The sequence below is a fragment of the Methylomonas subterranea genome, assembly GCF_024505185.1.
GTDB classification, from domain to species: domain Bacteria; phylum Pseudomonadota; class Gammaproteobacteria; order Methylococcales; family Methylomonadaceae; genus Methylomonas; species Methylomonas subterranea.
The window spans coordinates 13,324-33,449 of the sequence record NZ_JANIBJ010000010.1 but is presented as its reverse complement, the minus strand read 5'-3'; the positions used below and the strand labels follow the sequence as shown (position 1 = coordinate 33,449).

Here is a 20,126-nt window from a genome sequence, read left to right as displayed (position 1 = left end):
CATGAGCCGCAGAACCATCCAAATTGAAATGAACCGGGTAGAGGGCGATCTGGATTTCCAGCTTGACCTGGAAGACAACGTGGTGGTCGACGCCCGCTGCATAGGCACGCTGTATCGCGGTTTCGAACAAATCATGCTGGGCCGCAAGCCTACCGATTCGCTGGTGATTACACCACGGATTTGCGGGATTTGCGGTACCGCGCAGTTAAATGCCGCCGTGCTGGCCTTGGAACAGGTCGGCCGCATTCCGGTGCCGCCCAATGCCGTGCGCATCCGTAACCTGTGCCTGATGGCCGAAACGGTGCAGAGCGATTTGCGCCAGTCGTTCCTGTTTTTCACCGCCGACTTTTGTCACCCAAAGTACCAAAATCGGTCGTTTTACCCAAAAGCCCTGGCCGCGTTTCAGCCGTTTAAGGGCTCGGTGCATAGGGGAGCATTGGAAAACTCCCGGCATATCGTCGAGATCGTCGCGCTGTTCGGCGGCCAATGGCCGCATTCGTCTTATATGCTGCCGGGCGGTGTTACCACTTCGGCCAACAGCCGCCATATCCTCGACAGCCTGTCCATCCTCAACCGGCTGACCCGCTGGTTCGAACAAAGCGTCACCGGTGCCGACCTGGATGCCTGGCTGGATTTACAGAGCGCCGAACAATTTTTTGCCTGGTTGAGCGAGAAGGCCGCTCACGCCGATAGCGCCATCGGTCTGTTTACCCTGATCAGCCGTGAAGTCGGCCTGCATCGGCTGGGTTTCGGTACGCCGCATATGCTTAGTTACGGTGCTTACGACGATCCGCTAGATGCGGATACCTTCCCGCCGCACAACAAGCGCTTGTTCAAGGCCGGTTTTTTGAACGGTGAAACCGGCGATATCGAGCCTTTCGATCAAGCCGGAATCACGGAGCATGTGCGTCATGCCTGGTTTCAACAATACCCCGGCGGCCGGCACCCGTTTCAGGGCGAAACCGTGCCGGATTACCAGCCGCATTCCGACCGTTACACATGGTGCAAAGCACCGCGTTACCAGGATAAAGTGGTGCAAACCGGGCCGCTGGCCGATGCGTTGATAGACGGCGATGCGCTGATAGTCTCGCTATACCGGGCCGAGGGCGGCAACGCCTGGTTGCGTCAATTCGCCCGCTTGCGCCGCACGGCCAAGTTGCTGCGCGGCATGCGGGAAACCCTGCTCGAGTTGGCCGCTAACCTGGACGAGCCGCATATGCTGGCTCCCGCCGATGGGGACATTCCCGACGGCGAGGGATTTGGACTGGTCACCGCCGCGCGCGGCGGCTTGGGCCATTGGCTGCAAATTTCCGACGGCGCCATCAGTCGTTATCAAGTCGTCACTCCGACTGCCTGGAACGCCTCGCCCAAGGACAGCGCGGGCCGGCATGGTCATTGGGAAAGCAGTTTGATCGGCATGCGGGTCGACGACCCGGACGATCCGCTGGAAATCGGCCACATCATTCGCTCCCACGATCCCTGTCTGGTTTGTACCGTACACATTCTGGACACGGGAAAACGCGTCACGTTATGGCCTTGAGCGATGCCTAAGCGGCGGGTGCTTTGTTTCGGTAACGAGTTGCATGGCGACGACGGCTTTGGGATTCGAGTGTTCCAAAGCTTGCGGCTACAGACCTGGCCGGCCGATGTCGAGCTGTGCAACGCCGGCATCGCCGGGCTCGATGCGCTGGGGCTTCTGCGGGGTTGCCGACAGGCAATTCTGGTCGATGCCTTGGCCGGTCGCGGCAATATCGGCCAAATTTGCATATTGAAGCCGGAAGATTTGAGCGTCCGGCAACAAAGCCCCACCGGTCACGGGCTGGGCTTGGCGTATCTGCTGGAAGCGCTGAAAATCTTCCGCGCCCCTCCGCCGGAGATTCTGATCGTAGGTGTCGAGGTCGAGGGGGTACAAGCTTTTTGCCTCGGTCTGTCCGCCGCGGCGGAAGGGGCGGTACCGGAGGCGGTCCGCGTGATACGCGAGTTGTTGTCGGTATGAGTCAGCCTATCGCCAATACAGCGTTGGCAGTAATCGAAGCTTTGAAAATACTCGATTCCGCCGGGCCGCCGCGCTGGGCTGGAAGATTGCAATTGCCGGGTCGGCAACGTCCGCTGGATATTTTGCTGTTTAACCTCGACGGCGAATATCGTGCCGTGCCGGCTCGCTGCCCTCATCAAGGCTACGATCTGTCTGCCTGTCCGCTGCGCAACGGCGATACTCTGAACTGTCCCGCGCACGGCCATAGGGTGTCGCTAAAAACCGACGGTTATCCGGTGACGGCTCTCGACGGGCAATTTTTTGTCTCCCTTGATGACGTCGAGCGGCTGCAAGCCGTTGCACCGACCGGCGACGAAAGCTCGCGTACCGTGCAACAACTGCGCGAGGAAGTCGAGCAATTACGCTTGGCCAATCTAAAGCAGGAGCGGCAAATCCTGGTGATTACCCAAACCATGGATGCCATGCTCAGCGAGACCGAGGCGCAAAAAATCGCGCTGAAGAAGAGGGTTGGACAGCAGCAAGCCTTGAGCCGTTTTGTCGAGAGCGTCATGGATACCATGGACGATCTGCTGTTGGTGATAGACCAAAGCGGCCAGATCCGCCGGCTGAACGCGGCCGTGACCCGCGAATTGGGGTACGGCGAGGCGGAGTTGTTGGGCGTCCGGATCGACGATTTGCTGCCGGCGGCGGAATTGCGGCAATTGGCCGAACAACTGCCCAGTCTGCCCTGGCCGTTAAATTCGGTGTTGCTGGAAACCATCCGCCTGAATGGCCGCTACAGCGGCGAACATCATCTCCTCGGTAAAGTTCCGTTGGCGCAACAGCCCGTGTATTGGCTGAACAGCAGCCTGTTGCACTCGGCGCAGGGCAAGTTCGAAGGCGCGGTGCTGACCGCGCTGGACATCAGCGAATTGAAAAATCGCAAAGCGCAACTGCGTTTGAGCGACAAAGTCTTCGAAAATAGCGGGGAAGCTATTTTTATCACTGATCCGCGGGGGACGATTCTGGAAGTGAACGCCGCCTTTTGCGCCATTACCGGCTATCAACGCCATGAAGTGTTGGGTCAGAATACCCGGCTGTTGAAATCGCATCTTCACGATCAGGCTTTTTACGACCAGTTATGGCAATCTCTGTTGAATCAGGGTTACTGGAAGGGCGAGGTTTGGGATCGCCGCAAAAACGGCGAATTTTGCCCCATGCTGACCAGCATCAATGCGGTGACCGACGAACAGGGCAGGCTGACGCATTATGTGGCGATTGCCACCGATATCAGTTACCAAAAACAAACCGAGCAGGACCTCAAGCAGTTGGCGTATTACGATATGCTGACCAAGCTGCCCAATCGGGCCTTGTTCAAGGACAGGCTGGAGCAGGAGATGCTGTTGGCGGAGCGCAATCAATCCCGCATAGCCTTGTTTTTTCTGGATCTGGACCATTTCAAGGTCATCAACGACACATTGGGGCATTGGGCCGGCGACTGTCTGTTGCAAATCGTGGCCAGCCGGATTCAGAGCTGTCTGCGTAAATCGGATACGGTATCCCGCCTGAGCGGCGACGAGTTCACCATCATTTTGCCCGGTCTAACGGGTATTTCCGTTGCCACCGAACTGGCTCAGCAACTGATCGAGGTGATGGAGGGGCCGGTGCAACTGAACGAGCACGAGGTTTATATCGGCGTCAGCATCGGCATCGCGGTGTTTCCGGACGATGGCGAGGATTTTTACACCCTGACCAAGCACGCCGATACCGCCATGTATGTGTCTAAATCCAAGGGCCGAGGCACTTTTCATTATTTTGAAGCCAGTATGAATGCGGCCGCGCAGCAGCGGCTGTTGCTGGAAAATGCCCTGCGGATGGCGATTGAGCAGGAAGAATTTCAACTTTATTACCAACCCAAGGCTTTTTGCGCCGATGGCGGGTTATGCGGCGCGGAAGCCTTGATCCGCTGGCGGCGCCCCGGTATCGGCATGATGCCGCCGGACGCCTTTATCGGCATTGCCGAGGAAACCGGCTTAATCGTTCCGCTGGGCAAATGGATTTTGAAGACGGCCTGTCTGCAAGCCAAGGTCTGGGCCGGCGGCCGAGCGGGTTTTCGCGTGGCGATAAATCTGTCCCCCAGGCAGTTGTTGGCCGAGGATTTCATTGCGGTGCTGGATGATATTCTGTCCCGCACCGGTGTCGAGCCAGGCTGGATAGAGTTGGAGATTACCGAAAGTTTGGTGATGCATGATGTCGACAAAGCCACCGACTTGCTGAGGCAAATTCGCCGGCGCGGCATTCATGTGGCCATGGACGATTTCGGAACCGGCTATTCGTCGTTGTCGTATTTAAAGCTATTGCCGATTCAGACCTTGAAAATCGACCGTTCCTTTATCAAGGCCTATGCCGGCGATCCGGCTTCGAACGAGGCGGCCTTCATCAAAACCATTGTGTCGCTGGGACAAATTTTGGGTATAACGGTGGTGGCGGAAGGCGTTGAGAACCAGTTCCAGCTGGCCTTGTTGCAGTCATGCGGCTGCCATGTCTACCAGGGCTATTATCTGGCGCCGCCGCTGAGCGCCGATGAATTTCAATGCGCCTGGATTGACCGCTAAGGCTTCCATCCCTGATAGTTTCCCTATTGATATCCCTAACCCTCCCTCGAGGAGAGAGTGCTTTTACGACAGACTGCGGAGGGAAGGGAATGCGGATGTTTTAAGCGCGGTTCTTGCGGCGCGGTCGACTAGGCTTGATGCCACTGCCTGTAAGAGAGGCGGCGTTATTCCGGATAACAGGCCGCCAGCAGGGCTTGCAGCTTTTGCAGGCCCAATTCGCGGGTCAGCTGGATATTGCGGGCCGGAATGTTTTCCGGGTCTGGATAGCTCCGCACGGCGCGGTCTATGCTCGATTCGCGGATAATATGCAGCATGGGGTAGGGCGAGCGATTGGTGTAATTGGCGGGGTCGTCCTGCTCCAGTTCGCTGGCCATTTCAAAGCAGTAAGCGGGATGAAAACTGGCTATCTGGTAGGTTCCTTCGTAGTGTTGGGCTTGTAACAAACGCTCGGCTATGTCCAGCATGTCCAGGTAATCGTCGAAATCGGCAAAACCGTTTGGCAAAATCAACAGCGTGGTTTCGGTTTCGGGGTGCTCATCCAGAAACCGGCATTCCTCTATCAAGGTTTCCAGGGTTGTTTCCGTTCCTTCCGCGCGGGCAACCCGGTAGCGTATGCTGTCTCTTTGTTGTTCGCGGCGAGCGAACGGGCAAATGTTTAAGGCAATGATGAAGGTGTTCAGCCACTGGCGGGTGGCGTCGATAATTTGTTGGTCGCTGATCATAGGGTATTAAATATGTTGAATAAAACAGCCGCGTTACGAGTTTGCCTGTTGCTGCTGATACTACTGATACCGCTGGCGGTCCGCGCGGGGGTGTACGAATGGGTCGATGGGCAGGGGCGGCGCCATTATTCGGATCGCAAGCAGGCGGATGGCAGGATTTTAACAGTAGTGCCGCAAGCGGTTTATTACCGGGTGGAAAAAGTTTACGACGGCGACACAATCTTGTTAAGCGACGGACGCAAAGTACGCCTGTTGGGGGTAAATACGCCGGAAGTGGCCGGACGCAACAAAAATGCCGAACCCGGCGGCGAGCAAGCCAGGGCGTGGTTGCGGCAGCGCATCGAGCATAAGAGGGTCAGGCTGGAAGGCGATGTCGAAAAGCAGGACAAATACCAGCGCGGTCTGGCGTATGTGTTTACCGAGGATAAGCGGCATATCAATTTGGAATTGGTGAGCTTGGGTTTGGCGGCGGTGAATATCTATCCGCCGAATCTCAAATACGCGCGGGCCTTGCTGGATGCCCAGCGGGCCGCCGAGACGGCGGGTCTGGGAATCTGGGCATTACCGGCCTATGCGCCGCAACCGTTTCAGGTCTTGAATGAGGAAAATTATCGGGGCTGGAAGCGTATTTCCGGCCGCGTCGGCGCGCTAAAACAAACGGCCAAATACAGTTATTTGCAGTTTTCCGACAAGGTGTCGGTGCGGATAGAAAACAAAAACCTGAATTTGTTTCCGGCGCCACGGACTTATGTCGGCGCTTTGCTGGAGGTCAGGGGTTGGGTGGCTAAAAACAAGGATCGTTTTGCCGTGCAGGTGCGCCATCCCGGAGAAATCAAAGTTTTAAAAAACTGAAGCGGCGGGGCAAAAAAAGGGAGGCCAAGCCTCCCTTTTGGGTTTGCCGCCAGACTTATTTGTCGGTGCGTTTGTAGTTCACCCGGCGGTTGTAAGCGCGGCCTTCGTCGGTTTCGTTGGTCTCAACCGGTTGCGATTCGCCAAAGCCCACGGTAGTCAGGCGGTTGGCGCTCACGCCTTGGCTGACCAGCTCGTTCTTGACCGACCGCGCTCTGCGCTCGGACAGGTTTTGGTTGTACGCATCGCTGCCGTAGCTGTCGGTGTGGCCTTGGATTTCAATGGTCAAGCCTGGGTTGAGTTTCATCACGTCAACCGCATTTTTGATCATGGGGTGGTATTTCGATTTGACTTTGTCGCTGTCGAAATCGAACAACACGCCGTGGAAGGCCCAGCAACCGTCTTTGTCGACAATGGCGCCCTTCGGCGTGTCGGGGCATTTGTCGGCGCAGTTGTTGACGCCGTCGTTATCGTCGTCCCGGGTGGAGCAATCTTGCGGCGAGCCGGGTTTAAAGAACACCTGCTTGACGAAATCGCTCATGCCGGCAGGGCTGGAAATGGCGTTGGCATCGGTGGACATGCCGCAACCGGCTGTGTTGACGATTTGTTGCAGGCTTGCCTGGCCGGCTGCATCGCTATCGTTGCCCACCCACACGGTATACACGCACAATCTGTCGCCGTATCGGGCTTTCAAGGCTTCCGCCGCCGGTACCGGTGAAATTTCATCCATGCCGTCGCTGAAGACGATCACGGCGATATTGCCGGGGGCGGAGGCGATATCCTTGCTGCTTTCGCTCAGCGCGGTAGCCAAGGGTGTGCCGCCGCTAGAGCATTGCAGGGATGTGATGGCGCTTTCGAAGCCGCTGGTCGAATAGCTTTGCAACGGTTGATTCAGATGCGTGGCGCCCCACTTTACACAGGGGCCGAAACCGAAACTACGCAAACCGGAAGATAAAGTGATGTCGGGAATGGTTTGGTTGAACTTGTTCAACAGGTTTTTTTCGACGTCCAGTTTGGTGCCGCTGTAATCCGGTGAGTTCAGATAGGTTTTGCTCATCGAGGACGATGAGTCGTTCAGGACGAAAAAACTGTCGGTTTTTTGTACCAGCAGGCCGGCCTGAATTTGGGCGTTCAGGTCGTCGGCTTGAAAGGCCTGAAAATTGTTGCTGGATTGCGTGGCGCAACCCGACAGGATGGCCCCGGTCAGGACCGCGGTGATAGTGAGCATTTTTTGCATTAATAATCTCCCGTTTGTTTTTGAATTATCGGCTGTTTGCCTTGGTTAGGAGTCTAGCATTATATGAGTGCTATTCCAGGCCGTTATCTTAATTTTTTAGCGCTTACGTTCAACTTAAACCCGTGCCGTGAAATAATAACAGTGTTTTATCCGGTTATGCCCTGATAAGCTTGCCTCGGCGGTTTTTGCGCGTCGATATCCATGGTATTGGGATGGCGAGAATGTTTCGGGCAAATGCGGGCGAGCAATCGGTCCGATGGCATGCCGCCCGCGAGGTCCCGGTATCAATTTTTCAACAGGTAAGAAAAAGAAATGAGTATAAGAACCCGCTTTGCCCCCAGTCCCACCGGTTATTTGCATGTCGGCGGGGCCAGAACGGCCTTGTTTTCCTGGTTATATGCCCGCAAACATGGCGGTAAATTCATTTTGCGCATCGAGGATACCGATCTGGAGCGCTCCAGCCAGGAGTCGGTCAACGCCATTCTGGAAGGTATGACTTGGTTGGGTCTGGAATATGACGAAGGTCCGTTTTACCAAACTCATCGCTTCGACCGTTATAAGGAAGTGATTCAGCAACTGCTGGATCAGGGGGATGCCTATTATTGCTATTGCGGCCGCGAAGAGTTGGATGCCTTGCGCGAGCAGCAAATGGCCGCCAAGGAAAAACCGCGTTATAACGGTAAATGTCGGCATGGCGCAACGGGCGATGGCGAGCGGGTGGTGCGATTCAAGAATCCGGAACACGGCGAGGTGGTTATCGATGACCTGGTCAAGGGCCGTATCGTAGTCGCCAACAAAGAGTTGGACGATTTGATTATCGCCCGTTCCGACGGCACGCCGACATATAACCTGACGGTAGTGGTCGACGACATGGATATGGGCGTGAGCCACGTGATTCGCGGAGACGACCATGTCAATAACACCCCGCGGCAAATCAATATTTTAAAGGCCTTGGGCGCGCAATTGCCGGTGTATGCGCACGTACCCATGATTTTGGGATCGGATGGCGCGCGTCTGTCCAAGCGCCACGGCGCGGTCAGCGTGATGCAGTATCGCAACGACGGTTTTTTGCCCGAAGCGTTATTGAATTATCTGGTGCGGTTGGGTTGGTCGCACGGTGATAGAGAGTTGTTCAGTCTCGACGAAATGATACAGTTGTTCGAGCTGGAAAAAGTCAACGTATCGGCATCGACCTTCAATACCGAAAAATTGCTCTGGTTGAATCACCAATACATCATGAACGGCGATCCTGCTCATGTGGCCCACCATTTAAGCTGGCATCTGGGCGAGCGCGGTATCGATCCCACCAGCGGGCCGGCCTTGCTTGAGGTTGTCAAGGCACAACGCGAGCGCTGCAAAACCCTGGTGGATATGGCGGAAGAAAGTCTGTATTTTTACCGGGATTTCGAGGCTTACGATGAAAAGGCGGTGAAGAAAAATTTCAAGGCCGGCGTCGACGATATTTTGCAGCATTTGTGGAGCCGTTTCGACGCCGTGGAGACATGGGAAGCCGAAACCCTGCATCAGGTGGTGCTGGACAGTGCCGAACAGTTGCAACTGAATCTGGGCAAGGTGGCCCAGCCTCTGCGGGTTGCGGTATGCGGTTGCGGTGTCTCGCCGGCCATCGACGTCACCCTGCGATTATTGGGCAAGGAAAGAACCCTGGATAGAATTGCCCGCGCGATTAACTTTATAAAAAATAACTAGACAACGATTTAAAAGTCCGTATAATGCGCGGTCTCAACTACGGGGCCATAGCTCAGCTGGGAGAGCGCTTGCATGGCATGCAAGAGGTCAGGAGTTCGATCCTCCTTGGCTCCACCAATGTAGTTGATTGTTTAATGTCTTGGTCCCCATCGTCTAGTGGCCTAGGACACCGCCCTTTCACGGCGGTAACCGGGGTTCGAACCCCCGTGGGGACGCCAACATTCCGCTTGGCATGGGTTAAACATCCGCATCAGTCAGTTAAGTTTCAAAAGTCTTGGTCCCCATCGTCTAGTGGCCTAGGACACCGCCCTTTCACGGCGGTAACCGGGGTTCGAACCCCCGTGGGGACGCCAATCATATTTTCACAAGCAGACCAAGCGCCTTGGCGACTCCGACAGCAATGTTTCGGGGAGGTCCAGCGGCCGGTGGCTCTGCAAAAATCAACTCCGCATTATCTGCCGGTAACTTCGAACTGTATTACAATCAAAAACGGCCGCTTTGCGAGTTTTGCCCATGGCGCTGTCGCGGCCATTTACATCCGGCAACCGCAAACGCCGGATTCAGCGTGATCGAACTTGATTGGTAGCCGATTCCAATGACCGATGACAAAACCAGAATCAAGCCGGACCTTGCCGTCGATACCCAGCGGGACGATGACCGCACGGTATTGGCGCCGAAAAGAGACGGGCTGGAGATCGAGCTATTGGATGCGCGGGGAAACGTGCTGGGGCATTTTAAATTTGCCGACGGTTTTACCGCGGGGCGGGCGGCGGATAATGGCATTGTCATTACCCACGATGTGGTCAGCCGTTATCACATGGCAATCAGGAAAGAGGCTGGTGTCTGGTGGTTGTATAACCTTAATAGCACCAATGGCGTTTTCATCGACGGCCGGTTGATTCCCGACAAGGAAATCCTGCAGTTTCCGGTGATGATCGCCCTGGGCGTGGCCGGCGTTTATCTGCATATCCGGCATGATCAACAAGCTGCCGCTAGCCGGGCGCACTTGGCGCCGGACGCCACCCTTATTTCCGTTCCGGAAAGGCAAACCAACACCGCATCCCCGCACCGGCCGGTATCGCAAGCAGATATTGAAGCGCGCCTGCTGGCCGAGGAAGATAGTCCAGACATGGGCGATTACACCCTGATGGCGCGGCGGGTGATTCATAAAGACCGGGTCAAGCGCTCCAAGAGCTATGAAAAAGTCATCTGGGCTCTGGCGGGTTTGTTCGTGGCGGCTGTCGGCTTGGTGACCTATCAACAGATTGCCTTGGAAAACACCCGCAAATTGGCCATCGATATGTTCTACGACATCAAGTCGCTGGAGGTCAATATTGCGCGGGCCGATATCAAACTGGAGGAAAGCGCGGCGGTTCTTGACGAAACGCTGGCGGCGATTGCCAGCGAAAAGCTCAGAATATCCCAGGAGCAATTGAAATTACAGCAGGAGCAAATCGCCGCCGAAAGATTACGCATGCGGCAGGAGCGAGAGCGGTTGGCGAACATGAAAGCCAAGTACCGGCAATATGTCGACGAAGCCAACAGCCTGAGACTCAGATTTCCTACCGCCGCGCAATATGAAAACGAACTCATTGCCAAGGTGGCGCGCGAATTGGGCGAAAGCGAACTGGAACTGCCGGAGGAATTCGTTTCCGAAGTGCGCAAATACATTCAGTATTGGCAGGGCACGGCAAGGCTGCAAACCGCCATCGCCATGCTGGAAAAGGAAAATCTATTGGAACCCGTGATTGCCGGGCTGAAAAATTACGGCCTGCCCTTGTATTTCATTTATTTGCCCTTGCAAGAAAGCAATTACGACACCCGCGCGATCGGTCCCGAGACCCGCTTCGGCATCGCCAAGGGAGCTTGGCAGTTGCTGGCAAGCACTGCCCGGGAATACGGCATAACGCCGGGGCCGCTGGCCGAAGTACGGGAATACGACGAGCAGGACGGCCGCTTCGATTTTGCCCAGGCCACCCAGGCGGGGATTAAATATCTGCGCAAGATATACAGCACCGAGGCGCAAGCTTCCGGCTTATTGGTGATGGCCAGCTACAACTATGGCGACAACCGGGTGAAAGGCATGATCAGGCAGATGCCGGACAATCCAAGGGACAGGAATTTTTGGACTTTCCTGCAAAATTACGAACTGCCGGCGGAAACCCGCGATTATGTGTTTTATATTTTTTCCGCCGCCGTGATAGGCGAAGATCCGCAACATTTCGGCTTTAAATTTAACCCGCCGCTGTATAAATTAAAATCCTGACGGTTCCGGGATGCCGGGCTTGATTGACATTCGGGCCGGGCCGGTAAACTACAAAGCGCTCGCAAAGCCGGTTTTACGCGGCATGTTTAACGCTTATTTAGAGGTTGCTTATGTCGGTTCTTTTTCGCTGGATAGTGTTGTCGATGGGCTTGCTGTGGGGCTGCGTGGCGCATGCGGACGCTTTGCGGGTAGGCCGGAATGCGCCGCCATTCGAATTGACGGCTCATGATGGCCGGCGGATAAACTTGCTGGATCGGCAAAACCAAGGCTGGACGGTGTTGTATTTTTATCCCAAGGCAGGCACGCCGGGCTGTACCGCCCAAGCCTGTGCCTTTCGCGATGCCATTAAGGTCATACGCGGGCAAAATGCCGAGGTGTTCGGTATCAGCACCGACGATCCCGCCGACCTGCGGGCTTTCCATGACAAGCACAAGCTGACATTCAGCTTATTGTCCGACCCCGATGCCAAGGTCACGGAACTGTATGGGGTTAAGATTCCGGTATTGAACATGGCCAAGCGTTGGACGTTTATTATTGATCCAGCGCTGGTCATTCGGCGGATTGATGATGACGTCGATCCCGCGCTGGATGCCGAAAGGGTGGCTGAAAGTTTGCTACGCCTGCAAGCCGACCGGTAGCCGCCGCGCTGCATAACTCATTTATGGAACCAGGTTTCATGCCCAAGCAAACTATCCCAAACTTTGACGCCGCGTTTGCACGATATGGCAATGCTTCGCTCGATCAACTGTTGGACGAACAGCATGCGGGCGATCCGCAAGCCCGGGTGTTGGCACTGTTTAAGCGTTGCGTTGAACAGGTGCCGGCTTATCGGGATTTTCTGGCGACAAGGAAAATCGATCCGGCCCAAATTACCGATTTCGCGGCCTTTCAAACCTTGCCGATGATGAACAAGGCCGATTACATGCAAAGTTACCCCTTGCCGCAACGTTGCCTGGGCGGTAGTTTGCTCGGCGCGGATCGGGTGGCGGTGTCGTCCGGTTCCACCGGTCAAGCCACTTTCTGGCCGCGTTCGGCGGCCTACGAGTTGGACGTGGCCGTGCGTTTCGAACAGGTGTTTGTGGACAGCTTCGCTGCCGGCGGGCGCAGCACCCTGGCGGTGGTCTGTTTTGCCTTGGGTAACTGGGTGGGCGGTTTGTTTACCACCTCATGTTGCTGGCATCTGGCCCGCAAGGGCTATCCCTTGATGGTGGCGACGCCCGGCAACAACAAAGCCGAAATTTTCCGGGTAGTGCGCGAATTGGCGCCGCATTTCGAACAGACCGTGCTGCTGGGTTATCCGCCTTTCGTCAAGGATGTGTTGGACGCCGGCGCCGCCGAAGGCGTGGCTTGGGCGGAATACCGCACAAAGCTGGTGTTCGCCGGCGAAGTCTTCAGCGAAGAATGGCGGGCTCTGCTCGGCCGCCATACCGGCTCGGTTCAGCCTTGTTTCGATTCGGCTTCCCTATACGGTACCGCCGACGGCGGCGTGTTGGGCAATGAAACGCCGTTAAGCATCGCCATCCGCCGTTGGTTGGCAAAACATCCGCGGGCCGCCCGCGAGTTGTTCGGCGAATCTCGTCTGCCAACCTTGGTGCAATACGATCCCCGTAGCCGTTTTTTTGAAGTGCGCGACAACACCCTGGTGGTGTCCGGCGAGAACAGCGTGCCCTTAGTGCGCTATCACATAGCCGACAAGGGCGGCGTGTTGAATTACGCCGAGATGTGGGATTTTCTGCAACAACAAGGCGTTGATTCGCTTGCCGAGCTGGGTTTGCCGGCCGATTTCGCGCCGCGCCGATTGCCGTTCGTGTTCGTATTCGGCCGGGCGGATTTTACGGTGTCGTACTACGGCGCCAATATTTATCCGGAGAATGTCGCCGTGGGTCTGGAGCGGGACGATATTGCGCGCCGGGTAACGGGAAAATTTGTTTTGCAGGCGCGGGAAACGGCCTTGGGCGACAAGGAGTTGCATATTGCCGTGGAACTGTTGCCCGCTGTTACGCCCGATCCGGGTTTGCCGGAGACCATCGCGCTGGCCGTAAAAACCCAGTTATTAAGATTGAACAGCGAGTTTGCCCATTACACGCCGGTAGAGCGGCAGTTGCCCAGGGTGTCTCTGCATGCCTTTGCCGATCCGGAGTACTTTCCCGTCGGCGTCAAGCACCGCTACACCCGCAAGGCGGAAGAGTAAGCGCTTGATGGGCTCGCGTAACGGGTCAAAGGTGGGCTTTCGTCCAGCGGACGATATCCCCGCTACTCATGGCACCGGCTTGTCTGGCGAGTTCGCGCCCGCCTTGAAATAAAATCAGCGTTGGGATGCCGCGGATGTTGTAACGGGCGGCGATGGCGGCTTCGGTTTCGGTATTCAATTTGCCGAGCCGGACATCCGGTTCCAGCAGTTGAGCGGCTTGCGCAAACGCCGGCGCCATCATCTTGCACGGTCCGCACCAGTCGGCCCAGAAATCGACCAGCAGCGGGATGTCGCAGCGGTTGAGGTGGGTATCGAAATTCCGGCTATGCAACTGCAAGGGGCGCGCATCGAAAAGTGGCTGGTGACATTTTCCGCATTTGGGGTTTTGCCGCAGCCGCCGCGGCGGCAGGCGATTGACCGCCGAGCAATAAGGGCAGACTAAATGCAATTGTTCGTTCATGGTGGACTCATGCAATGAATGTTAAACGATAACTCTTTTGATTTGACTGTAGCAAGAAAAGGCCGCTTCGTAACAATGCCGGTTGCTTGCGCGGGCCGGGTCAAAGCGACATTAATTTCCCTGTTCTGTCATTGCATGGGATAAACTTTGCGGCTTTCGGCGAAAGGGTCTTGCCTAGGCAACTCTGTTCATAATCTTTCATGGCTTGATTTGAGGAGCAACATGATTATCAAACCTCGCGTACGCGGCTTTATGTGCGTTACCACCCATCCGGTCGGCTGCGAAGCCAACGTCAAACAGCAGATCGACTATGTCAAAGGCTTTGGCGGTATCGCCGGCGGGCCGAAAAACGTGTTGATTCTGGGTGCTTCCACCGGTTACGGATTGGCTTCGCGCATCGTCTCGGCATTCGGAGCAGGCGCCAAAACCCTGGGGGTATTCTTCGAACGCGAGGGCACGGCCGACAAACCGGGTACGCCGGGTTGGTACAACTCGGCGGCGTTTCATAAATTCGCCGAAGCCGAAGGTCTGTATGCCAAAAGCATCAACGGCGACGCTTTTTCCGACGACATCAAACAAAAAACCATAGCTGCCATCAAGCAGGATATGGGCAAGGTCGATCTGGTGATTTATAGCTTGGCTGCGCCGCGCCGCACTCACCCGAAAACCGGTGTTACCCACAACTCCACTCTGAAACCGATAGGCAAGGATCTGGTGCAGAACGGCATCGATACCGATAAGGAAGTGATTAAATCCTTCACGCTGCCGGCGGCCACCCAGGAAGAAATCGATAACACCGTGGCGGTAATGGGCGGCGAAGACTGGCAAATGTGGATAGATGCCCTGGCCGAAGCCGATGTGTTGGCGGAGAGGGCCAAAACCACCGCCTTTACTTATCTGGGCGAAAAAGTCACCTGGGATATTTATTGGCACGGCACCATAGGCGCGGCCAAGAAAGACCTGGACAAGCGCGTGATCGATATTCGTGCCAAGCTCGCCGCATTGGGCGGCGACGCAAGGGTTTCCGTGTTGAAAGCCGTGGTCACCCAAGCCAGCGCGGCGATTCCGGTGATGCCGCTGTATCTGGCCTTGCTGTTCAAGGTCATGAAGGAACAGGGCAGTCACGAAGGCTGCATCGAGCAGGTCAACAACTTGTTCCGCGACAGTCTGTACGGCGTCAGCCCGATACTGGACGAGGAAGGCCGCCTGCGTGCCGATTTAAAAGAGCTGCAACCGCAAGTGCAGGATAAGGTCAACGAACTGTGGCAACAGGTCAATAACGACAATATCAACACGCTGACCGATTTCGCCGGTTACAAACACGAGTTCATGAAACTGTTCGGTTTCGAGGTAGACGGTGTCGATTACGAAGCCGACGTCAACCCCGAGGCGCCGATAGGCAATCTGGCTTAAATTCCGTCATGCCCGGTTCCCGCGGTCCTGCGTGGGAACCGAGCTGGATGGCGCGCTTGCCGCGGCGGTCCGCCTCGCAAGTGTGCTTGAACCGAGCGGCATTGGTTTCAGCATCCTTCTTGCCCACTTATTATTTTTATGGCTTGTTGTTAGAATGCCGTTAAGTTTTCAAGGCCTTCGCATAATGTCCAGCACTCAGTCGCTTCCCAAAGTTCGCACGCTAATGCTGACGCTATCGGTTTTTATAATGACCGCCTGCGACATTTCCCAGCTCAACAACCCTTATCCCGAGGCCGACCACGGCCAATCCATTCTGTATTCCTCGTTTGCCGAGCGGCCGAAACACCTGGACCCGGCGGTGGCATACAGCAGCGACGAATACGGCTTTATCTGCCAAATTTACGAACCGCCGCTGCAATATCATTATCTGAAGCGCCCTTATCAATTGCAGCCCTTAACGGCCGCCGAAATGCCCGAGGTTCGCTATCTGGACAAACAAGGCAACGCACTGGCGGAGACCGCCAGCGACACGGAAGTGGCGTTTAGCGAATACCTGATAAGCATCAAACCCGGCATCGAGTTTCAACCGCATCCCGCCTTCAGTCAAAGCGAGCCCGGCCGGTATCTGTATCATGCCTTGAGCAAAGAGCAATTGGCGGCAATCGACACGCTGGCGGACTTGCCGGTGCAACAGAGCCGAAGCTTGACGGCCGAAGATTATGTTTACCAGATCAAGCGCCTGGCCTATGCAAAAATTCAGTCGCCGATCGCCGAATTGATGGCCGGCTATATCGACGGTTTTAGCGAATTTACCCGGCAAACCGCAGCTGTAGACATCGCCGATTTGAAAAACCAAAACCTGCGCGGCGTGGAAGCCGTCAACGAGCATGCCTACCGCATCCGTATCAAGGGCAAATATCCGCAGTTTGAATATTGGCTGGCCATGCCGTTTTTTGCCCCCATGCCTTGGGAGGCCGATGCGTTTTATGACCAGCCGGGCTTGAAAAACAAAAACATTACCCTGGACTGGTTTCCGATCGGTACCGGGCCGTTTTGGCTAAAAGAAAACAATCCCAACCGGCGCATGGTGTTGGCGAAAAACCCCCATTACCATGCCGATTTTTACCCGACCGACGGCGATCCGGGCGATAAGGAAGCCGGCTTGCTGAACGATGCCGGTAAGCTCTTGCCGTTTGTCGACAAGGTGGTGTACACCTTGGAAAAGGAAACCATTCCCTATTGGGCCAAATTTTTGCAGGGCTATTACGATGCTTCCGGCATTGCCTCGGACAGCTTCGATCAGGCCGTGCAGTTTTCCGGCAGCGGCGATCCGCTGTTAACGCCGATGATGCGGGATAAACAGATTCAGCTGCATACCTCGGTGGCGACCTCGATTTTTTACATGGGATTTAACATGCTGGACCCGGTGCTAGGCGGCGCTGGCGAGGCAAGCCGCAAACTGCGGCAAGCCATTGCGATTGCGGTCGATTACGAGGAATTCATCGCCATTTTCGCCAACGGCCGCGGTTTGGCGGCGCAAGGCGCGCTGCCTCCGGGTATCTTCGGGTACCGGGACGGCGCGGCCGGCATCAATCCCGTCGTCTACGACTGGCTAAACGGCAAGCCGCAGCGTAAAGCCATCGAAAAAGCCAGACAATTGCTGGCCGAAGCCGGTTACCCAAACGGTATCGACCCAAAAACCGGTCAAGCCCTGTTGCTGTATTTCGACACCACGGCCACCGGCAGCGACGACAAGGCCTTGATGAACTGGTACCGCAAACAATTCGAAAAGCTCGGCATCCAACTGGTGATACGCGGTACCGATTACAACCGTTTTCAGGAAAAAATGCGTACCGGCGCGGCGCAGATTTTCGTCTGGGGCTGGAATGCCGATTATCCCGATCCGGAAAACTTTTTCTTCCTGTTGTACGGCCCCAATTCCAAGGTCGGGCAGGGCGGCGAAAATGCCGGCAATTACGCCAACCCGGAATTCGACCGCCTGTTCGAAAAAATGCGCAACATGGACAACGGCCCGGAACGGCAAATCATCATCGACCGCATGCAAGACATTTTGCGCCGCGATGCGCCGTGGCTGTTCGGCTACTACCCCAAGGATTTCGCCCTGCTGCACAGTTGGTACCAAAACTTGAAACCGGCCCGCATGATCAATAACCGTCTGAAATACAGCCGTGTCGATACCGACTTGCGCGAACAAAAGCGCCAGGAGTGGAACCAGGCTGAATTCTGGCCGTTGTTGTTGGGTTTTGTGTTGTTGGCCGTGGCGTTTTTACCGGCGGTTAAGGCTTACCGGCGCCGGCAACAGGAGACGCAATCATGATGAGTTATGTCATACGCCGCATTCTTTATGCCTTGCCGTTGCTGCTTGCGGTCAATGTGCTGACCTTTGTATTGTTCTTCGTGGTCAACAGCCCGGACGACATGGCCCGCATGCAGTTGGGTCAAAAGCGGGTCACCGAGCAAGCCATCCAAAATTGGAAGCATCAACACGGCTACGATTTGCCCTTGCTGTGGAATGCCGAACAGACCGGTGGCAAACAGCTGAGCGAAACCATTTTTTATCAAAAATCGATCAACCTGTTTTTGTTCGATTTCGGTCTCTCGGATAGCGGCCGGAATATAGGCAGCGACATACGCCAGCGCATGTGGCCCAGTCTGGCGCTGGCCTTGCCGTCCCTGATCGTCGGTTTGTCGGTCAACATTACCCTGGCTCTGTTGGTGGTGTTATTCCGCAATACCTATGTAGAGCTGGGTAGCAGTGTGTTGCTGGTGATGCTGATGTCGGTGTCGTCTTTGTTTTACATCATCGGCGGCCAGTTTTTGATCGGCAAGTTGTTGAAACTGGTGCCTATTTCCGGTTACGACGATGGCTGGGCGGCAATCAAGTTTCTGATTTTGCCGGTGATTATCAGTGTGGTGGCCGGTATCGGTTCCGGCGTGCGTTGGTATCGCAGCTTGTTTTTGGAGGAAGTGGAACGGGACTATGTCCGCACCGCCCGCGCCAAAGGCCTCAGCGAAACCCAGGTGCTGTTCAAGCATGTGCTGAAAAACGCCATGATTCCCATTCTGACCGGCGTGGTGGTGGTTTTGCCGCTGTTGTTCATGGGTAGCTTGATCATGGAGTCGTTTTTCAGCATCCCCGGTTTGGGCAGTTACACCATCGATGCCATCAACCGGCAGGATTTCTCCATCGTGCGGGCCATGGTGTTTCTGGGCTCCGTGCTATATATCGCCGGCCTGCTGTTGACCGATATTTCCTACACCCTGGTCGATCCGCGCGTGAGGTTGAGCTGATGATCGTGTTATGGACCGACGGGCTGATTTATCTGTTGGTTTTGGCCAGCGCGGGCTTGGTCTGCTATCTAAGCCGCCAGCAACATATGCGCCGGCCGTTAAAAAAAATTGCCGCCAACCCGGTAGCGATGGCCTCGTTGACTTTGTTGTTGTGTTTCGCGCTGATCGGCTTGGCCGACTCGATACATTTCCAGGCTGGCGACAGCCGCGGTAACGAGGCCGTCAGCCTGCTGGATGTAGCCTGCGACACCATGCGCAAGCACGGCGAGAAAACCTATTCCGCGCCGTTTGCGGCGCATGGCTATGCCAAGGAAAGCATACCCGCTCCAGACGGCTCCACTCGTTGGGATTACCCGCGTCTGCAATACGGCGGCGCCCATCTGGCCGATCCAGAAACGGAATGGGTCGGCGACGTGTTCGATAAGACCTTTAGCGGATTTAGCAGGGGTGCCGGTCTGATGTTGATGGTGTTATTGCTGGCCTGGGGCGATCAGCATGAGCGGCGGCGGGCATTATGGCGAACGTCCAGCAGCAAGGCGGTCTGGGCCACCTTGTTTTTGGTGGTGAGCGGTTGTTATACCTTGTTTTCCCTATCGGCGTATTACCACGTGCTCGGTACCGACAAAGTCGGCGAAGACGTGTTTTATCAGGCCTTAAAAAGCATACGTACCGGTTTGGTGATCGGTTCGCTGACCACGCTGGTGATGCTGCCGCTGGCTATCGTGTTCGGTATCATGGCCGGTTTTTTCAAGGGCTGGGTAGACGACCTGATCCAGTTTATCTACACCACTCTGAATTCCATCCCCAGCGTGTTGCTGATTGCCGCCTCGATTCTGATGGTGCAGGTCTACATGGCCAACCATCCGGAAAACTTCAACAGTTTGCTAGTGCGGGCCGACATGCGCCTGCTGTTTTTGTGCCTGATTTTGGGTGTGACCAGTTGGACCGGCTTGTGCCGCTTGTTGCGCGCCGAAACCCTCAAGCTGCGCGAAATGGAATACGTGCTGGCTGCCCAGGCTTTGGGTGTCAAGCCGGCCATGATTCTGTTCCGCCACATCCTGCCCAACGTCATGCACATCGTCTTGATCGCCGTGGTGCTGGATTTCAGCTCATTGGTACTGGCCGAGGCGGTACTGTCCTACATCAACATCGGTGTCGATCCCACCACCCACAGTTGGGGCAACATGATCAACAGCGCCCGCCTGGAAATGGCCAGAGAGCCCGTGGTGTGGTGGTCTTTGGCGGCGGCCTTCGCGTTCATGTTCGCGCTGGTATTGGCAGCGAATTTGTTCGCCGATAGTGTTAGGGATGCGTTTGACCCACGGAGGGCGAATGTATAATAAGAACTTGTTTTAAGTTAAGCAATGAGACTTAGGAAT

At 55.7% G+C, this 20,126-nt stretch carries 15 protein-coding genes and 3 tRNA genes; 15 read left to right on the top strand and 3 right to left on the bottom strand.

The annotated features are described in order from the left end of the window. Position 1 precedes the first annotated feature (1 nt). The 3 genes from NP590_RS06830 to NP590_RS06820 are packed head-to-tail and all read left to right on the top strand — an operon-like array spanning position 2 to position 4,590. Complete coding sequence (locus NP590_RS06830; RefSeq protein ID WP_256601555.1) at positions 2-1,540, top strand: nickel-dependent hydrogenase large subunit; 1,539 nt, start codon at positions 2-4, stop codon at positions 1,538-1,540. A gap of 3 nt (positions 1,541-1,543) precedes the next feature. Beyond that, positions 1,544-1,996: a hydrogenase maturation protease gene (locus NP590_RS06825; RefSeq protein WP_256601554.1), complete on the top strand. Its 453-nt coding sequence runs from the start codon at positions 1,544-1,546 to the stop codon at positions 1,994-1,996. Beyond that, the gene (locus NP590_RS06820) at positions 1,993-4,590 is read left to right on the top strand and encodes an EAL domain-containing protein (protein ID WP_256601553.1); all 2,598 of its coding nucleotides are present in this window, start codon (positions 1,993-1,995) and stop codon (positions 4,588-4,590) included. The genes NP590_RS06825 and NP590_RS06820 overlap by 4 nt, the downstream gene beginning before the upstream one ends. 164 nt (positions 4,591-4,754) lie before the next feature. Here NP590_RS06820 and NP590_RS06815 read toward each other — a convergent pair whose 3' ends face one another. Next, positions 4,755-5,312 (bottom strand): DUF1415 domain-containing protein, encoded by a 558-nt coding sequence (locus NP590_RS06815; protein ID WP_256601552.1) that lies wholly within the window; start codon positions 5,310-5,312, stop codon positions 4,755-4,757. A gap of 12 nt (positions 5,313-5,324) precedes the next feature. On the opposite strand from NP590_RS06815, the gene NP590_RS06810 reads away from it, so the two are divergent. Continuing rightward, positions 5,325-6,164: a thermonuclease family protein gene (locus NP590_RS06810; RefSeq protein ID WP_256601551.1), complete on the top strand. Its 840-nt coding sequence runs from the start codon at positions 5,325-5,327 to the stop codon at positions 6,162-6,164. 55 nt (positions 6,165-6,219) lie between these two features. On the opposite strand, the gene NP590_RS06805 is transcribed toward NP590_RS06810, so the two are convergent. Next, the gene (locus tag NP590_RS06805) at positions 6,220-7,398 is read right to left on the bottom strand and encodes an OmpA family protein (protein ID WP_256601550.1); all 1,179 of its coding nucleotides are present in this window, start codon (positions 7,396-7,398) and stop codon (positions 6,220-6,222) included. A 312-nt stretch (positions 7,399-7,710) separates the two neighbouring features. Between NP590_RS06805 and gltX the strand changes: the two genes are divergently transcribed. From gltX to NP590_RS06770, 7 genes are all read left to right on the top strand, one after another. Continuing rightward, entirely contained in the window at positions 7,711-9,105 is a 1,395-nt protein-coding gene (gene gltX, locus NP590_RS06800; RefSeq protein ID WP_256601549.1) for a glutamate--tRNA ligase, read from the top strand. Positions 9,106-9,146: 41 nt separating this feature from the next. Next, positions 9,147-9,222 (top strand) — tRNA-Ala (locus NP590_RS06795). A gap of 25 nt (positions 9,223-9,247) precedes the next feature. Next, positions 9,248-9,323, top strand: a tRNA-Glu gene (locus NP590_RS06790). A 59-nt stretch (positions 9,324-9,382) separates the two neighbouring features. Further along, a tRNA-Glu gene (locus NP590_RS06785) sits at positions 9,383-9,458 on the top strand. 242 nt (positions 9,459-9,700) lie between these two features. Next, the gene (locus tag NP590_RS06780; RefSeq protein ID WP_256601548.1) at positions 9,701-11,371 is read left to right on the top strand and encodes an FHA domain-containing protein; all 1,671 of its coding nucleotides are present in this window, start codon (positions 9,701-9,703) and stop codon (positions 11,369-11,371) included. 110 nt (positions 11,372-11,481) lie between these two features. Continuing rightward, positions 11,482-12,009 (top strand): peroxiredoxin, encoded by a 528-nt coding sequence (locus NP590_RS06775; protein WP_256601547.1) that lies wholly within the window; start codon positions 11,482-11,484, stop codon positions 12,007-12,009. A 38-nt stretch (positions 12,010-12,047) separates the two neighbouring features. After that, a complete protein-coding gene (locus tag NP590_RS06770) occupies positions 12,048-13,562 on the top strand; it encodes a phenylacetate--CoA ligase family protein (RefSeq protein WP_256601546.1) in 1,515 nt (504 codons plus the stop codon). A gap of 25 nt (positions 13,563-13,587) precedes the next feature. Here the strand turns inward: NP590_RS06770 and trxC are convergent, their stop codons facing one another. Beyond that, positions 13,588-14,022: a thioredoxin TrxC gene (gene trxC / locus NP590_RS06765; RefSeq protein ID WP_256601545.1), complete on the bottom strand. Its 435-nt coding sequence runs from the start codon at positions 14,020-14,022 to the stop codon at positions 13,588-13,590. A gap of 222 nt (positions 14,023-14,244) precedes the next feature. Here trxC and fabV point away from each other — a divergent pair, with 222 nt between their 5' ends. The 4 genes from fabV (at position 14,245) to NP590_RS06745 (ending at position 20,087) form a co-directional block, all read left to right on the top strand. Next, a complete protein-coding gene (fabV, locus tag NP590_RS06760; protein WP_256601544.1) occupies positions 14,245-15,435 on the top strand; it encodes an enoyl-ACP reductase FabV in 1,191 nt (396 codons plus the stop codon). Positions 15,436-15,619: 184 nt separating this feature from the next. Further along, positions 15,620-17,773 (top strand): ABC transporter substrate-binding protein, encoded by a 2,154-nt coding sequence (locus tag NP590_RS06755; RefSeq protein WP_371927263.1) that lies wholly within the window; start codon positions 15,620-15,622, stop codon positions 17,771-17,773. Then, positions 17,770-18,747 carry an ABC transporter permease gene (locus NP590_RS06750; RefSeq protein ID WP_256601543.1) on the top strand — a complete coding sequence of 326 codons (978 nt, stop codon included), beginning with the start codon at positions 17,770-17,772 and terminating at the stop codon, positions 18,745-18,747. The genes NP590_RS06755 and NP590_RS06750 overlap by 4 nt, the downstream gene beginning before the upstream one ends. Continuing rightward, positions 18,747-20,087: an ABC transporter permease gene (locus NP590_RS06745; protein ID WP_256601542.1), complete on the top strand. Its 1,341-nt coding sequence runs from the start codon at positions 18,747-18,749 to the stop codon at positions 20,085-20,087. The genes NP590_RS06750 and NP590_RS06745 overlap by 1 nt, the downstream gene beginning before the upstream one ends. Positions 20,088-20,126: the final 39 nt, after the last annotated feature.

Coding starts and splice junctions, on each gene's coding strand:
- NP590_RS06820 (WP_256601553.1), top strand. CDS start 1,993: ATGAGTCAGCCTATCGCCAATACAGCGTTGGCAGTAATCGAAGCTTTG.
- NP590_RS06815 (WP_256601552.1), bottom strand. CDS start 5,312: ATGATCAGCGACCAACAAATTATCGACGCCACCCGCCAGTGGCTGAAC.
- gltX (WP_256601549.1), top strand. CDS start 7,711: ATGAGTATAAGAACCCGCTTTGCCCCCAGTCCCACCGGTTATTTGCAT.
- NP590_RS06750 (WP_256601543.1), top strand. CDS start 17,770: ATGATGAGTTATGTCATACGCCGCATTCTTTATGCCTTGCCGTTGCTG.
- NP590_RS06830 (WP_256601555.1), top strand. CDS start 2: ATGAGCCGCAGAACCATCCAAATTGAAATGAACCGGGTAGAGGGCGAT.
- NP590_RS06745 (WP_256601542.1), top strand. CDS start 18,747: ATGATCGTGTTATGGACCGACGGGCTGATTTATCTGTTGGTTTTGGCC.
- NP590_RS06805 (WP_256601550.1), bottom strand. CDS start 7,398: ATGCAAAAAATGCTCACTATCACCGCGGTCCTGACCGGGGCCATCCTG.
- NP590_RS06810 (WP_256601551.1), top strand. CDS start 5,325: ATGTTGAATAAAACAGCCGCGTTACGAGTTTGCCTGTTGCTGCTGATA.
- fabV (WP_256601544.1), top strand. CDS start 14,245: ATGATTATCAAACCTCGCGTACGCGGCTTTATGTGCGTTACCACCCAT.
- trxC (WP_256601545.1), bottom strand. CDS start 14,022: ATGAACGAACAATTGCATTTAGTCTGCCCTTATTGCTCGGCGGTCAAT.
- NP590_RS06780 (WP_256601548.1), top strand. CDS start 9,701: ATGACCGATGACAAAACCAGAATCAAGCCGGACCTTGCCGTCGATACC.
- NP590_RS06755 (WP_371927263.1), top strand. CDS start 15,620: ATGTCCAGCACTCAGTCGCTTCCCAAAGTTCGCACGCTAATGCTGACG.
- NP590_RS06770 (WP_256601546.1), top strand. CDS start 12,048: ATGCCCAAGCAAACTATCCCAAACTTTGACGCCGCGTTTGCACGATAT.
- NP590_RS06825 (WP_256601554.1), top strand. CDS start 1,544: ATGCCTAAGCGGCGGGTGCTTTGTTTCGGTAACGAGTTGCATGGCGAC.
- NP590_RS06775 (WP_256601547.1), top strand. CDS start 11,482: ATGTCGGTTCTTTTTCGCTGGATAGTGTTGTCGATGGGCTTGCTGTGG.